Annotated in this window: 11 protein-coding genes; 4 read left to right on the top strand and 7 right to left on the bottom strand. The window is 65.9% G+C overall.

Annotation, left to right across the window (positions count from 1 at the left end; translation table 11 throughout):
- Positions 1-21 precede the first annotated feature (21 nt).
- A complete protein-coding gene (locus J3E61_RS01880) occupies positions 22-1,152 on the top strand; it encodes an FHA domain-containing protein (protein ID WP_210082400.1) in 1,131 nt (376 codons plus the stop codon).
- A gap of 307 nt (positions 1,153-1,459) precedes the next feature.
- Here the strand turns inward: J3E61_RS01880 and J3E61_RS01875 are convergent, their stop codons facing one another.
- Complete coding sequence (locus J3E61_RS01875) at positions 1,460-1,909, bottom strand: hypothetical protein (RefSeq protein ID WP_210082399.1); 450 nt, start codon at positions 1,907-1,909, stop codon at positions 1,460-1,462.
- Between the two features lie 156 nt (positions 1,910-2,065).
- On the opposite strand from J3E61_RS01875, the gene J3E61_RS01870 reads away from it, so the two are divergent.
- Together J3E61_RS01870 and J3E61_RS01865 are read left to right on the top strand one after the other, a co-directional pair.
- A complete protein-coding gene (locus J3E61_RS01870; RefSeq protein ID WP_210082398.1) occupies positions 2,066-2,947 on the top strand; it encodes a polysaccharide deacetylase family protein in 882 nt (293 codons plus the stop codon).
- A gap of 12 nt (positions 2,948-2,959) precedes the next feature.
- Complete coding sequence (locus tag J3E61_RS01865) at positions 2,960-4,177, top strand: cation:proton antiporter (protein ID WP_210082397.1); 1,218 nt, start codon at positions 2,960-2,962, stop codon at positions 4,175-4,177.
- Here the strand turns inward: J3E61_RS01865 and J3E61_RS01860 are convergent.
- The 6 genes from J3E61_RS01860 to glpX all read right to left on the bottom strand — a co-directional run bounded on the left by J3E61_RS01860 (position 4,110) and on the right by glpX (position 14,464).
- On the bottom strand, positions 4,110-5,939 hold the full coding sequence (locus J3E61_RS01860) for a hypothetical protein (protein ID WP_210082396.1): 1,830 nt from the start codon (positions 5,937-5,939) through the stop codon (positions 4,110-4,112). The two genes, J3E61_RS01865 and J3E61_RS01860, sit on opposite strands and share 68 nt — an antisense overlap.
- A gap of 93 nt (positions 5,940-6,032) precedes the next feature.
- Positions 6,033-6,242 (bottom strand): hypothetical protein, encoded by a 210-nt coding sequence (locus tag J3E61_RS01855; RefSeq protein WP_192726843.1) that lies wholly within the window; start codon positions 6,240-6,242, stop codon positions 6,033-6,035.
- 96 nt (positions 6,243-6,338) lie between these two features.
- Positions 6,339-9,092, bottom strand: a complete 2,754-nt coding sequence (locus tag J3E61_RS01850; RefSeq protein ID WP_210082395.1) for an AAA family ATPase — start codon at positions 9,090-9,092, stop codon at positions 6,339-6,341.
- Between the two features lie 97 nt (positions 9,093-9,189).
- Positions 9,190-11,934 (bottom strand): AAA family ATPase, encoded by a 2,745-nt coding sequence (locus J3E61_RS01845; protein WP_210082394.1) that lies wholly within the window; start codon positions 11,932-11,934, stop codon positions 9,190-9,192.
- Between the two features lie 53 nt (positions 11,935-11,987).
- Positions 11,988-13,412: a class II fumarate hydratase gene (locus J3E61_RS01840; protein WP_210082393.1), complete on the bottom strand. Its 1,425-nt coding sequence runs from the start codon at positions 13,410-13,412 to the stop codon at positions 11,988-11,990.
- 23 nt (positions 13,413-13,435) lie between these two features.
- The gene (gene glpX / locus J3E61_RS01835; RefSeq protein ID WP_192726839.1) at positions 13,436-14,464 is read right to left on the bottom strand and encodes a class II fructose-bisphosphatase; all 1,029 of its coding nucleotides are present in this window, start codon (positions 14,462-14,464) and stop codon (positions 13,436-13,438) included.
- Positions 14,465-14,520: 56 nt separating this feature from the next.
- Here glpX and J3E61_RS01830 point away from each other — a divergent pair, with 56 nt between their 5' ends.
- On the top strand, positions 14,521-15,177 hold the full coding sequence (locus J3E61_RS01830; RefSeq protein WP_210082392.1) for a DUF4245 domain-containing protein: 657 nt from the start codon (positions 14,521-14,523) through the stop codon (positions 15,175-15,177).
- The last annotated feature ends 7 nt before the right edge of the window (positions 15,178-15,184 follow it).

The following is a 15,184-nucleotide window of genomic DNA, read 5'->3' as shown; positions in this document are numbered from 1 at the left end:
ATTGAAGGGGTTGCTGCCGCGATGGCCAACAGCGCTCTGCAGTTCGGGGTGCTCGGTCCTCTGCAGATGAGCGTCGGCGGCTCCGATATCTCGTTGGGCGCCGCCAAGCAACGGGCGGTGCTGGCGGTGTTGGTGATCAATCGGAATCGCGCCGTCGCGATCGATTCGTTGTTGGACGCGGCGTGGCGAGGAAACCCACCCCCGGACGCTCGAGCCAGCCTGCACACCTACGTCTCCAATCTTCGCCGCCTGTTGACCAAGGCTGGTGTCGATCCTGCCGTTGTTCTGGTCAGCGCACGGCCGGGGTATCGCCTGAACGTAGCCGACACGGAGTGCGATGTCGGCCGCTTCAACGCTGAACTCGCGGCCGGCGTGCGGGCCGCCGCGAGCGGGCGGTTCGACGAGGCCAGCGGTCACCTGTCTACGGCGTTGGCCCCGTGGCGCGGCCCGGTGCTCGACGACCTGCGCGAGTTCGAGTTCGTCGAGCCATACGCCGCCGCGCTGGCTGAGGACAAGCTGGTGGCGCAGACGCTGCGGGCGGAAGCCGAGATAGCCTGTGGCAGAGCTCATTCCATCATATCTGAGCTCGAAGCGCTGGCGTCAGAGCAGCCGTACCGAGAACCGTTGTGGGCGCAGTTGATCACTGCCTACTACCTGATGGAACGGCAATACGACGCGCTCGAGGCGTATCGACGATTGAAGACCACGCTCGCCGACGAATTGGGCATCGACCCCGGACCCACACTGCGAGCCCTGCACGAGCGGATCCTTCGCCAAGAACCGCTGGACGTCAAACGAGTAGCCCGCGCGACCGCCAAACGTGCTGTCGCGACACTCGCGCGAGGCACCAGTGCGTCTTCGCAGTCTTCCGTCGCGCATCTGCGCGACGGCTCCGGGGACCTGTATCCGCTGAGGGGCGCCATCGTCCGCATCGGTCGTCTTGCCGACAACGACATCGTTATCGACGATGCGATGGTCAGCCGCTACCACGCGATGATCGTCGATACGGGCACCAGCTTTGTCGTCACCGACCTCCGCTCGGTAAACGGAGTCACCCTGGCGGACAACCGGATTCGCGGCAGCGCCACGTTGGCCGACGGGGATCGCATCCGCATCGGCGACCATGAATTCACCTTCGAACTCGGCCCCTAGCAGGATTCCGCCGGAAACCCGCGGCTAGCATTCGAGTTCGGCGACGATCGACGGTGGTACGCCCTCGTTGGTGCAATTGAATCCACTGCCGTATGTCACGACGCGCCAACTGCCGCCGACGCTGTGGAACGGCCACGAGTCCGGGGGGATTCGTGTCGGGGGGTGCCAGTCGGTGCAGCGTCGCGTGAGACGCCTGCTTCGCAAGCTGTTACCGATGCCACGGCAGCCGCACAGACCGCCGCGTACTGGATCATGTCCATCGCATTAACACCTCGCTCGGGCCCGAACGGTAACCGTGCCCACGAGGTCACCCGAGCTCGTAGGAGTCGCGGGACACCCGAAAGAAGTGGCCGGAACTGGTGTCGGTGCACATCACACCCGAGGTCTCGCTGACGCAAGTCATTACGCCTTCGGACTTCGATTGCCCGTAGTCGAGCGTCATGTTCTTGCCTATGTCCTGATACGTGCTGAGCGGCTTGTCGGTGCACCACAGCGTCGCCACCGCGCCCTTGTTGAGCGAGAACGAATGGGGCGAATCGGGCGACACGCAGTCCGCTGATTGCCCTTGCACTGAATACGAGTGGTCGACCACCTGGCAATCGGACGAGTACGGCGTCATCCAGCACAGGATGTTGCCGGACGGCGTATGAAAAGCCTCAGGAGGCGGCTCCCCGCAAGCGTAGGCGGCTGCCGGGAGGGCGACCGTCGCCGCGATCGTCGCCGCGGAGAGCATCGTGAACTTGCCGATAGTGGTCATGTCGGTTCCTTTCCGGCGGCCGGTGTGGCGGCTCACGGAAAGGCTGCGACGGACCCCTCAAGCGGTTCTCAAGGAAATCTTGGCGGCGGTTTCGGCGTGAAAACCATCGCTCAGCGCTTCAAATCGCGCCGAAGTCGCAGCCGGTAAACTCGCGGCGTGCCGAAACGACCCGACAGCCAGCGCTGGCGCTACGCCAGGACCGCCATTGGCGTGCTCGCGGCCGCCGCGGTGCTGATCATCGGCGGGCTGACCGGGCACGTCCGCAAGGCCAGCGCCGAGGACGTCGACTGTTCGAAAGAGAAGTGCGTTGCGCTGACGTTCGACGACGGGCCGAGCCCGTACACGGACCGACTGCTGCAGATCCTCAAGGACAACCACGCGCGCTCGACGTTCTTCCTGATCGGCAACAAGGTCGCGGCCAACCCCGCGGGCGCCAAACGTGTCGCCGACGCCGGCATGGAGGTGGGCAACCACACCTGGGAACACCCCAACATGACGACGATCCCGCCCGAGGACATTCCGAGCCAGATCTCGAAGGCCAACGACGCCATCCAAGCGGCGACGGGTCAAAAGCCCAACCTTCTTCGGACCGCCGGCGGGCTGATCAACGACAACGTCCTTGCCGCGGCCAAGCAGCAGGGGATGGCCGACATCAACTGGGACGTCATTCCTTTCGACTGGGCGAACGACTCCAACACCGGCGCAACGCGCTACATGCTGATGACCCAGATCAAACCTGGCTCGGTGGTGTTGTTCCACGACACCTACTCCAGCACAGTCGATTTGGTCTACCAGTTCATCCCTGTCCTGAAGCGCAACGGCTACCACCTGGTGACCGTCAGTCAGCTCGTCGGCCCGCGCGAACCGGGCAGCAGCTACGGCAGCCGGGAGAACGGCCCGCCGGTCAACGACTTGACCGACATCCCGCCGGCCGAGATCCCGACGCTGCCGAATACGCCGTCGCCCAAACCCATGCCGAACTTTCCGATCACTGACATCGAGGGTGCGAACTCCGGCGGCGCGAACAACGGCGCCTGAGTAGGGGACAGGGTGCGCACCGACACGGCGTTCGTGCTCACCATCCTGGTGCTCTGCTACGCGGTTGTCTCGGGTCTGGTCAAGCGGTGGTACATCGCTCCTGCGCTGATCTTCGTCGCGTCCGGAATAGTGTTGGGCCCGTTCGGGTTCGGCGTCATCGAGGTCGGCCCTGACACCGCCGGGTTCACCGTCCTGGCCCAGTTGGCGCTGACCGTCATCCTGTTCAACCAGGCCGCGATGCTCGACCTGCCGTCCGTGGTGCGTCGCGGCCACGTGACGTTTCGGTTGCTTCTCTTCGGCTTCCCCCTGACCATGGTCCTCGGCACCGCGCTCGCGCTGTGGGTGATGCCGGTGATGCCGTTGTGGGAGGCGGTGTGTCTGGCGGCCATCGTCGCGCCGACGGAGGTGGCGCTGATCGACGCGCTGCTCGACAACCGTCGCATCCCGGAACGCGTCCGCCACGCGCTGTCGGTTGAGAGCGGTTGCTATGACGGCCTTGCGCTCGCGGCGATGCTGGCCGCATTGGCGCTGGCCTCCGAGCAGAACGACCCGGACCCCGGTCGGTGGGGTTGGTTCGCCATTCGCACCGAGGTGGTCTCGATCGGCGTCGGCCTCGGCATCGGCGTGCTCGGTGGTTGGGTGATCATGAGGTCGCGAAAGCGCGGCTGGATGAGCGACGTCTGGGCCCAGTTGGCCACCCTCGCACTGGCATTGGTCTGCTTCGAAGTCGGAGAGCGGTTGCACGGCAGCGGATTCGTCGCGGCCTTCGCCGGTGGTTTGGCGTACTCCATGATGGCGCGCCGGGCAGACGCGCAGTTGCCGTCACAAGTGACCGACGCTGCCGGACAACTGCTGGAGCTGATGGTGTTCGCGATGTTCGGCAGCTACGCGGTGTTCGTGGGATGGCGCGACGCCGATTGGCGGGTGGTGGTTTTCGCCGTCGGCGCGCTGTTCGCGGTGCGAATGATCGCGGTGTCCGTTGCGCTGCTCGGCACCGACCTCCCCGGCCGCAGCAGGCTGTTCATCGGATGGTTCGGGCCGCGCGGGATCGGCACCCTGGTGCTCGGTTTGTTGATGATCCAGCGAGGCGAGATCCAGCAGACCGCGATGATCACTCAGGCGGTCGTGGTCACAGTCACGGTCAGCCTCGTGTTGCACAGCCTCACTGCACCGTTCGGGATTCGGCTGTGGCCTGCCCGGCCGCCGGAGACCGCGACGCCAGAATCGTGAATTCCGGTTCGATGAGCCGTGTTTCGATGATGCCGCTGGACGGCTTCAGCCAGGACGCCTCGGGCGACGCGTTTCCGGCGTCGTACTCCCACTTCTTGCACACCTTGTCGATCCCGATCGGATAGACGGTGATGGCAGTCGTCGTCACATGGATGCGCAGAAAGTTCTTGTAGCCCGAGTAGCGGAACGACGAGAAGGCCTCTGTGCTGTTCCAACCGAACAGGGTGAACCACAGGAACAAAAACGTCGCGAAGATGAGCGAGCCGACAACGCTGCCGACCAACCCGACCAGCACCATGCACAGCAGCAGGCGCCAACTCGTCAGCGGCGAGAAATACTGAACGCACAGCCACGTGATCGTTGCCTGTGCCACGACATGGCATGCGGTCTGAGCCAGTCCGGCGAAGCCCCGCAAAAAGCGCGAGGGCCATACGGGCACGCGTTTGGGGACGATACAGAAGGCCGACAACAGTGCCGCGACACCGAGGATCAGGGTGAGTGGCGCCAGGCCCACCTGGCTGGCCAGAATGTCGTGAAACTTCCACGGCTGTGGGTCGACACGTATCTCCCCGCCGTTGTCCTGGCTTGCCAGTCTGGAGACGGTGGCAAAGAACAGCAGTATGTACAACATCGCGGGGATGACCATGAACGACGGATTGCGCAGTCCCAGTAGGAAAATGCGACCGTTGAGCCTGCGCGACTGGGGGGCGGTGGGGTAGCGGCTCTCGAGCTTGAATCGTTCCGTTTCGTCGGTCGCCGGATCGTTGTCGGCTTTTGGTCTCGGCACGCTCAAGATGTCATCGAGCTTCTGCGTGGTCGACAGGAATGCGCCGCCGCCGCCGGCGGTGATCCTCATTCGCGGGCCTTTTGCGCCGACGTCTTCGACCGCCTCATAGCGCGCGTAGTGGTGCTTGTCGCCGGACAGCATGAGAACGGTCCTGACATACCGAGGCACCATCGTCCGTTCGACGAACGCGAGATTGCGATAGGCATCCTTTGAATTGCCGACTTCGGTCCAGCTGGGTTTGGCCGTGCACAGGATCAGCGCATCCCCTGCGGCCATCCGCGTTGCGGCGGTGTGGAAGTACTCGATCTGTGCGGCATCCACATAATTGTCGCTCTGAATGTCGATGCCCCACAGCCAAAATGGGCCCGGCAGGTCGACGGCGAAGTAACTGCGGGTCTGCTCGAGCTCACGGCCACCTATCCAATTGGCCTGCGCGAACAGCCGCATGAACCCGGTGAGGCCGTCGTACCAGTCGTGGTTGCCCGGGATGGCCAGCATCCGCGGATGCTTCTCGTGCGGGCGTGACTCGTCGGGCTCTGTCCACGGCAGAGCGGCAAGGTATGGCCCGCTGAACCTGTCTTCGTATTCCTTGGGGGTGGCATACGGATACACTTCGTCGCCGCCGAAGACGACGAGCTGCGCGCGGGGCAACTCGCGGTCGAGACCGATCGGCGCAATTTCGGACTGCGAGGCGCACCACGCAACGGAATACGTTTGATCGAATCCGTCTGCGGTGTCGGCGATGAAGTCGATCCACACGTCGTCCGAACCGGCGCCCGCCGTCAGCACGCGGGCCTTCAGCGTGCTTTCCATTTCCCGCTTGTCGAGATAGTCACCGAAGGCCGCCGACAGCACGACCTTGGCGGCCGCTCGCGCCAACGTGGACGGGCTGAACCAACGCACCGCCTTGCGCCGGGTGAACCCGAGTTCGACGTCGCTGTTTGGTCGCGGTCGCGGTCGAATATCCGATGTCATGTCGCCTCCCCGAACAGCGACCATATCGTTTGAAACCGCAAGAAGTGACCGCATTGCGCACCGGGCCGCGGGCCCGGCGCAGTCAACGGGGGGCTAGCGGCGCCTGCTGCCCCGCACCAGGAACCAGCCCGCTGCCGCCGCACCGCCGAGCGCGACCACCCGATCCGCACGGTCCGCCTTGGGCAGGTCCAGCAGCGAGATCAGGCCGAGCAGCGCGAAGCCGGTGCGCAACGCCGGCTGACTTGTCGCGGTGGTCACCAAGGTTGCCGGGCTCCGGGTTGCCGGGTCCAGGGTTACCGTCACCGTTCCTCCTGCTGACTGAGATCCATCGCGGGCCGGAGTCGACGGTAATTTGCCCAAGGGCATTCAGAAATAGGGTGTTTCCCTACTTCTACCGGGTCAGGACTTGCCCATATGGCGGCCGAGTTCAGCACGCGACTTGATGCCCAGCTTGCGGTAGATCCTCGCCAGGTTCGCCTCGACAGTCTTCGGGCTGATGAACAGGGCAGTCGCAACATCGCGGTTCTTCATTCCCGACGCGGCGAGCTCGGCGACCCGTCGTTCGGACGGGGTGAGCTGCCCGCTCTGCCTGGGGCCCACGTTCGCGCGGGCCAGCTCGGCGCGGGCACGGTCGGCCCACAGCGGGATGTGCAGCCGCTCGAAGATGTCCAGAGCCTCGGTCAGGCTCGCCGAAGCGGCTTCCTTCCTGCGTTGCCGCCGCTGTAATTGACCGAGCAGCAACAACGTTCGGCCACGCTCGAACGGCATCGGCAGCCGGTCGTGTTGCGTCATCGCGGACGCGGCCGCCGCGCTCGCCGCGTCGAGGTCACCGCCTGCGGCCAGCAGCATACTTCTGCCGCGCGCGCCCGACGCCAGCATCCACGCCCGGTCGTGCCGGTTCCCGTTGCGCTCGAGCGCTTCGATCAGTGGCTGCGCCTCGGCCCCGCGGCCCAGCTGGATCAGCGCCTCGATGGCGTCGACCAGGAAAGCGGCGTTGGGAAGCTCGGTGGGTGTCGATGCCGGGTCGAACTTCGCGAGCAATGGCCCCAGCGTTGCCAGCGCCTCCTCGTAACGGCCAAGCGAGAGGTCGAGGAAGCCGAGCGCCGCAACCACCCTGTCCGTCAACCGAACTGCTCCTGTGCGCTTGCCGCTCTGCAGGGCCTGCGCGGCTGCCTTCCTCGCGTCGTCCTCACGGCCGGCATATGTCGCCAGCTTCGTGCGGAGGCTGTACGCAAGGAACATCGGGGTGTCGCCACCCAACTGGCGGGCGCGCTCCATGGCGTCCTCGGCCACCAACTCGGCTTCGACGAACTCGCCCCGCCAGATGCTGCCCAGCACCACGTGCTGGGAGATGAAGATCAACTCGCCCTCTTCACCTGTCTCAAGGCAACGACGACGAACACCCTCGAGCACTTGGTGAGCTTCGTCGAGCCTGCCCGTCCATTCGAGCAGCAGGGCCCGCTGGACCGAAGGCCGAAACACCAAGGGGGTGAAGATCTTCGGATCTTCGAGCTCCGTCGCCCGACGCAGCTGTTCTTCGTCGAACCCGCCGCCGCCGAGGAACCGCTGGATCACCCGCATACCGAGCGCAAGTCCGAGCAGATGCGACTGGTCGAGGTGTTCGGCCTGGGTCACCGCCTCTTCGGCTATCTGTACGCTCTCATCGAGCTGGCCGGCTTGAAGCCGGGCGTAGGCCAACGTGATCAGTATCTGCACGCGTAGCTGGCTGTCCGGGTGCAGCTCACTGACGGCGCGCTGCAGGAGGGCCGCGGCCTCGAGGAATCCGTCCGCATACAGTCGCACCACGGCGAGCCGGTTCAATGCCTCTGCGCGTAGGTCGCCCGGCTCCAGTCGCTCGACCGTCTCTTCGAGAATGGTGCGCGCGCGTTCGTGGTCGCCTGCATCGAAATGGTGTAGCGCGGAACGGAGTCGACGTTCGGCGGTGTCGCCGCCGAGGCCGATCGCCAGGTCCATCAACTCGGCGGCTGCGGCGGGCGCGCCGCGGACGCGCGCGGACTCCGCGGCCGTGTCGAGCGCTCGCAACGTGACCTGGTCGCCGCTGGTGGCTGCCAACGCCAGATGCCGTGCCCGCAACTCGGGCTCGTCGACGATGTCAGCGAGCCTCCGATGCATCGTTCGCCGCAGGCCGGGCGCGGCTTCGGTGTACACACCTCTTGCCAGCAGGGGGTGGGCGAAGTGGATCCTGTTGCCGTCGATGGCGATGATGCCTTTGGTTTCGGCGTCCTCGAGCAATTCGATCAACCGGTCCTCATCGCCGATCGTCGCGCGCGAAACCAACTCCACGGTCGGCGACGCCATGCACGATGCCGCGAGCAGCGCATCGTGGACGTCGGAGTCGAGGCCGGACAGTCTCGTGCGCACAGCATCGGCCAGCGTGCGGGGCAGCGACGTGTCGACGCCGGGGCTGCGTTCGGCGATTGCCCGCGCCAATTCGATTGCGTAGAAAGGATTCCCGCCGGACAGCTGGTGAATCCGGCCCATCGTCGGACGTGAGAACGGCCGACGCAGCCGCGCCGAAACCGCCTGATGTAAATCTTGGATACCCAAGGGATGCAACCGAACTCGGTTCACTGCGTCCGGCCGCGGCATCTGCAGCCAGGCGGCGCCGCTGCCGTCACCGTTGGTGCGCACGCTGCCGAGGATCCCGACGGGGCCGGAGAGCCGGCGCGCCGCGAAAGCCACGACGTGCATGCTGGACGGGTCGATCCATTGCATGTCGTCGATGGCCAGCAGCAACGCGCGGTCGTCGGCCAGGTATCCGAGCACCGACAAGAAGGCCGCGGCGACTGCGCGTTGATCCGTGGCGGTCCCGTCCTCGGCCCGCATCAGCACCTGGGCGACCGCATATCGCTGGGGATCGGGCAGGTCGGCCCATGCCGACGCGGGCACGCCGTCCAGCAAGTCGGCAAGGGCCGCGTAGGCCAGCACGGATTCGGCTGCGGCCGCGCGCGCCGACAGCACCCGGAACCCGGAGTCGCGCGCCAACTCGACGGTCTCGAGCCACAACGTGGTCTTGCCGATTCCCGGCTCGCCTTCGATCAGCAATGCCGACGGCTCGGCCGTCGCCGACGACAGGAACCGGTTGATCGCGCGGCCCTCCGTCGGGCGGCTCTGCACGTCTGGTCCTGGCACAGCTAAACAATTCCAGCTAACGGCAAATTGGTCTACTTTTCGAATCAACTAGGTGGAACATACGCTCTGGCAACATTCGCGCCAGTATGGTTACCCGCTACTGCCCGATCGTATCCATGTGCCTGCCGAGCTCTGCGCGCGACCGGATACCCAGCTTGCGGTACACCCGCGCCAGCGTGGCCTCGACGGTCTTCGCGCTGATGAAAAGCATGGCCGCCACATCGCGGTTCGTCATCCCCGACGCCGCCAGTTCGGCGACGCGTTGCTCGGCCGGAGTCAGGCCTTCCTGGGCCGTCCTGACGCGTGGCCGGGTGCCGGCAAGCTCCGCGCGCGCACGGTCGGCCCACAGCGGGGTGCCGAGTTCCTCGAACACGGCCAAAGCCTCCCGCAACACGGCCGTCGCCTCGGCGCGTTCTCTGTGCAGCAACTGGCCGAGCAGCAACTGGGTGCGCGCCCGCTCGAACGGCATCGGCAGCCGGTCGTGGTCAACCAGCGCCGCTCGCGCGCTCTGCACGGCGGCGTCGGTGTCACCGCGGGCGGCCTGCACCATCGCGCGCCCGCGGGCGCCGACCGCCCGCATCCAGGCACGGTCGAGCCTGCGTCCGTTGCGCTCGAGCGCCTCGACAAGCGGTTCGGCCTCGTCCGCTCGCCCGGTGGCGGTCAACGCCTGCACCGCGTCCGGCATGAACGACGCCGCGTTGATCTCGGTGGAGTCCGGTACGTACGCGGACAGCAACGGCTGCAGTGCGTCCACCGCGGCGCCGTAGTTGCCGAGTGAAACTTCGAGGAATCCGAGGGCCGTGAGCGCCCATCCCTCGTGCCACGCGGTACCACTGCGTTTACTGGCGTCGATCGCGTACACGACGGCCTGCCGGGCTTCGTCTTCAGAGCCGCCGTATACGGCGAGCCATGCCTGCAACACGAGGCTCAACATGGCCGGGAAATCGGCGTCGAGTTGCCTGGCCAGTTCCCTCACGTCGTCGGCCAGTCGCCTGGCTTCACCGAGATCTCCCCTCCAGATCCGATTCACCACGACGTAGAAGTCAACGAAGATCAGCTCGCCTTCTTCACCCCTGTCGGTGCAGCGTCGCTCGATGGCCTGCATGCGGTCATACGACGCATCGAGTTCGCCGATGCAGGCCAGAATCAGCGCGTGTTCGACGCTGGGCCGAAGCATGATCGGGGTGAACGAGTTGTGGTCCTCCAGCTCCAGCGCTCGCCGCAGGCTTTCGTCGTCTATGCCACCGCCGACGAAGAAGCGAATGGTCGCCCGTGCCCCGAGGGCCTCGCTGAGCAGGCCGGGGTGCCCGAGGCGTTCGGCGAGCACCACGGCTTTTTCGGCACACTGCCACGCGGGGTCCGGCGCCCCGGTCATATACAGCGCGTATGCCAACGTGGTCGACATGCGAACCTGAAGCGGCACACCGGGATTGTCTTCGTCCAGCGCGCGCTGCAGTAACGCCGACGCCTCGAGGTAGCCGTCGTCGATGAACCGGACGACGGCCAACGCATACCGGGCCTCTGCTCGAAGCGGTCCGGCAGGCACGTCCGCAATGACCTTCTCGAGCAACACGCGTGCTCGCGCGGGTTCACCGGCGTCAAATGTATTGATGGCCAATTTGATTCGACGTTCGGGCGTATCGCCGCCGAGACCGATGGCCAGCTCGAGTAGCTCGGCGGCCGCTGCGGGTGCGCCACGTGCATGCGCCGAAGCCGCCGCATCGTCCAGCGCGGCGAAGGTCTCGGTGTCACCCGTTGTCGAGCCCAGGGCCAAATGCCGTGCGCGCAGCTCCAATTCGTCGACGATCCCGGCGAGGCGACGATGCATCGATCGACGCTGTGTCGATGAGGCATCGGCGTATACGCCACTGGCCAGCAGGGGATGGGTGAACCTGATCCGGTTTCCTTCGATGGCGATGATGCCGTGGCGTTCCGACGTTTCCACGAGCTCGATCAGCCGATCTTGGCCGACGCCCACCGCCTCGCCGACCACCTCGACTGTCGGCGTGGCCAGGCACGCGGCAGCGAGTAGCACCTCCTGTGCCGCGGAGTCCAAGCTGCCTATCCTCACCCGCACCAACTCGGCCAGCGTGCTCGGCAGCGTCTCGCCGGCCTTCGCTACGAATGCGCGGGCCAATTCGATGGCATAGAACGGGTTTCCGGCCGACATCCGGTGGATGCGGGCCATCACTGGGCGCGGTATCGTTCGGCCCAGCTCGTCTTTGATGATGGTCTCCAACGCCCGAGACGGCAACGGCTGCAACGTGATCCGGTGGACGGCATCAGGACGGGGAAGATGCAACCACGCGATCGCGCCGCCGTTGTCGGGTTCGGTGCGGACGGTGGCAAGCAACCCCACCGGGCCAGACAGCCGACGCGCCGCGTATGCGATGACGCTGGCGGACGACGGGTCGAGCCACTGCAGGTCGTCGATCGCCACCAACACCGGTGCGCTGTCGGTCAGGCGATCGATGACCGAAAGGAATGCGGCGGCCACGGCCCGCTTGTCGGTGGTTGCTTCGGCCGCTTGTTCACGCACCAACATCCGGTCGAGGGCGATGCGCTGAGGAGCCGGCAGGTCCGCCCAGATGCTCGCATCGACATCGGCCAGCAGGTCGGCCAGCGACCCATACGCCAGAACAGACTCCGCATCGACCGCGCGCGCCGAGAGCACCACAAACCCGAGGGCGCGCGCCCGCGCCAGGCAGGCATGCAAGAGGGTGGTCTTGCCTATCCCTGCTTCACCGTCGAGCAACAGCGCCGCCGGCTCTTGCGCCGCGACGGTCAGGAACTCACCGAGAGCCTGTTGCTCGGCGGGGCGACTGGCCATGCCCGTGGTCATTGCCGCAAGGATGTCAGTTAACACCCGCGGTCGGTACCCGATTGCCTCGCTTGCTAGGCGTCGCCGTCGTTTACCTTCGCCATCGCCAACACATCCAGGCGCTTGTCGAGTTCCTCTTCCGACAGCTTGTCGCCGATCAGACCACGGTCGATCACCGTCTGACGGATGGTCTTCTTCTCCTTGAGCGCCTGCTTGGCGACTGCGGCGGCTTCCTCGTAGCCGATCGCGGAGTTCAGCGGCGTCACGATCGATGGTGAGGATTCGGCGAGTTCACGCAGCCGCTCCTCGTTGGCGACCAGCCCGTCGATGCAGCGCTCGGCGAACAGCTTTGAGACGTTGGCCAGAATCTTGAACGACTCCAGCACGTTGCGGGCCATCATCGGGATGTACACGTTCAGCTCGAACGCGCCGTTGCCCCCACCCCACACGATCGCCGCGTCGTTGCCGATCACCTGAGCTGCGACCTGCGTAACCGCTTCGGGGATAACAGGATTGACCTTGCCCGGCATGATCGAGCTGCCTGGCTGCAGGTCTGGCAGCTGGATTTCGCCAAGACCAGTCAGCGGTCCTGAGCCCATCCACCGGATGTCGTTGGCGATCTTGGTCAGCGACACTGCGATGGTGCGCAGCGCCCCGGACGCCTCGACCAGCCCGTCGCGCGCGGCCTGGGCCTCGAAATGGTTTGCGGCGACCCGCAATTCAGCAATACCCGTCTGGTCGGTCAACACGGCGACCACACGCTGGTCGAAATCGTCGGGGGCATTCAGGCCGGTGCCGACAGCCGTTCCGCCGATGGCAAGTTCGCCCAGTCGCGGCAGGGTGGCCTTGACCCTCTCTATGCCGGCTTCGACCTGCCGCGCGTAGCCGGAGAACTCCTGGCCCAGCGTCACGGGCACGGCATCCATCAGGTGCGTGCGACCCGACTTCACCGTCGTGCGCCATTGCCGAGCCTTGCCCGCCAGCGATTCGTGCAACACCTCGAGCGCCGGAATCAGATGGCGCACAGCTGCTTCCGTCGCCGCGATGTGGGTAGCGGTCGGGAAGGTGTCGTTGGACGACTGCGACATGTTGACGTCGTCGTTGGGATGCACGGTTACGCCGTTCTGCGCGGCGATGCCTGCGATCACCTCGTTGGTGTTCATGTTGGAGCTGGTGCCCGAACCGGTTTGGAACACGTCGATCGGGAACTGGTCGTCATGCAGGCCGTCAGCGATCTCACCTGCCGCCGCGATGATCGCGTCGGCCTTCTCGGGAGCCAGCAGCCCGAGGTCCTTGTTCACTTGCGCGCAAGCGCCTTTGAGCAGTCCGAGCGCGCGGATCTGCGTGCGCTCCAGGCCGCGTCCCGAGATCGGGAAGTTCTCCACCGCCCGCTGGGTTTGCGCGCGCCACAGCGCGCTGACAGGCACCCGGACCTCGCCCATGGTGTCGTGCTCGATGCGGTACTCGACATCTTCCTTGGGGGACGAGTCGATGCTCATGTGGATCCTTTTCGGTCTGGTGGTTACGGGAGCGGATAGACGGCGCTGCTGTCGCCGGTGAAGTCGATGGCGGAGTATTCGTTGAGCTTGGACAGCCGGTGGTAGGCCTCGATCATCCGCACGGTGCCCGACTTCGACCGCATCACGATCGACTGCGTGGTGCAGCCACCGCCGTAGTAGTGCACGCCCTTGAGCAGGTCACCGTCGGTGACACCGGTGGCGCAGAAGAAGACGTTGTCCCCTGAGACCAGGTCTTCGGTGAACAGCACCTGGTCAAGGTCATAGCCGCGGTCGAGGGCCTTCTGGCGTTCGTCGTCGTCCTTGGGCGCCAACTGGCCCTGGATGGCGCCGCCCATGCAACGGATCGCGGCAGCGGCGATGATGCCTTCGGGCGTGCCGCCGATTCCGACGAGCAGGTCGGTGCTGGTGTTGGGCCGGCACGCCGAGATTGCGCCCGCGACGTCACCGTCGGAGATCAGCCGGCACCTGGCGCCCGCGGCGCGCACGTCGGCGATCAACTGCTCGTGCCGTGGCCGGTCCAGAATGCACACGGTCAGGTCGGACACCGACACGTTCTTGGCCTTGGCCACCTTGCGGATGTTCTCGCCGATCGGGGCGGTGATGTCGATGGCGTCGACGGCATCGGGTCCGACGGCGATCTTGTTCATGTAGAACACCGCCGACGGGTCGTACATGGTGCCGCGCTCGGACACCGCGAGCACCGAGATCGCGTTGGAAAGGCCCTTGGCCATCAACGTCGTTCCGTCGATCGGGTCGACGGCGAAGTCGCATTCGGGACCGTCGCCGTTGCCGACGTCCTCGCCGTTGTACAGCATCGGAGCGTTGTCCTTCTCGCCCTCGCCGATCACCACGACACCGCGCATGGACACCGAGTTGACGAGCTCACGCATGGCGTCGACGGCAGCGCCGTCGCCGCCTTCCTTGTCGCCGCGGCCTACCCAGCGGCCTGCGGCCATGGCGCCGGCCTCGGTGACTCGCACGAGTTCGAGGGCGAGGTTGCGATCAGGGGCTTCACCGCGCGCGGGGCTCATGGGTGCAGATTCTCCCATTGCCAGGTCGGAGTTTGGCAGCTGGGATACTGGCGGCCATGACGATGGAGCCACTACCGGCCCCCAAGCCCCCAAAGCCCCGGATCCTGCAGGACGGCCGGGACATGTTCTGGTCCATCGCACCCCTGGTGATCGCGTGCATCGTGCTGGCGGGCGTGCTCGGCATGTGCTCGTTTGCGCCGAACGGGCCCGGCAAAGGTCCGGCGCCCAACTACGACGCTCCCGCCGCGCTCCAGGCCGACGCCGATGCCCTGAAGATCCCGATCCGGGTACCGAAGCTGCCCGACGGCTGGCACGCCAACTCCGGCAGCCGCAAAGGTATCGACGGCGGTCGCACCGACCCGGTCTCGCGCCAGCAGGTCCGCGCCGTCAGCTCCACCGTCGGATACCTGACCCCGAGCGGGATGTACCTCAGCTTGACGCAGAGCAACGCCGATGAGGACAAGCTGATCGCCTCGCTGAACACCGACGTGTATCCGACCGGGGCCCAGGACGTCGACGGCGTGAAGTGGGTGGTGTACGAGGGCGCCGAGGGGTCCGGCCAGGACGGCAAGCGGGCTGAGCCGGTGTGGACCACCCGGCTGAACGGTCAGGGCGGCCCGGCGCAGATCGCCATAACGGGCGCCGCGGGTACCGGCGAGTACCGTACGCTGGCTGCGGCGACGCAGACCCAGTCGCCGCTGCCCGCCAAATAGGAGAATC

Origin of the sequence: Mycobacterium sp. OAE908 (assembly GCF_017872775.1) — a bacterium.
GTDB lineage: Bacteria > Actinomycetota > Actinomycetes > Mycobacteriales > Mycobacteriaceae > Mycobacterium.
The sequence above is the reverse complement of the archived record's forward strand: the minus strand, read 5'-3'. Positions and strand labels throughout refer to the sequence as shown.

Bases quoted from the DNA above. Each gene is read 5' to 3' on its own strand.
- J3E61_RS01880 (WP_210082400.1), top strand. From the start codon at position 22: ATGGCCAACAGCGCTCTGCAGTTCGGGGTGCTCGGTCCTCTGCAGATG.
- J3E61_RS01875 (WP_210082399.1), bottom strand. From the start codon at position 1,909: ATGACCACTATCGGCAAGTTCACGATGCTCTCCGCGGCGACGATCGCG.
- J3E61_RS01860 (WP_210082396.1), bottom strand. From the start codon at position 5,939: ATGACATCGGATATTCGACCGCGACCGCGACCAAACAGCGACGTCGAA.
- J3E61_RS01845 (WP_210082394.1), bottom strand. From the start codon at position 11,934: ATGACCACGGGCATGGCCAGTCGCCCCGCCGAGCAACAGGCTCTCGGT.
- J3E61_RS01840 (WP_210082393.1), bottom strand. From the start codon at position 13,412: ATGAGCATCGACTCGTCCCCCAAGGAAGATGTCGAGTACCGCATCGAG.
- glpX (WP_192726839.1), bottom strand. From the start codon at position 14,464: ATGAGCCCCGCGCGCGGTGAAGCCCCTGATCGCAACCTCGCCCTCGAA.
- J3E61_RS01830 (WP_210082392.1), top strand. From the start codon at position 14,521: ATGACGATGGAGCCACTACCGGCCCCCAAGCCCCCAAAGCCCCGGATC.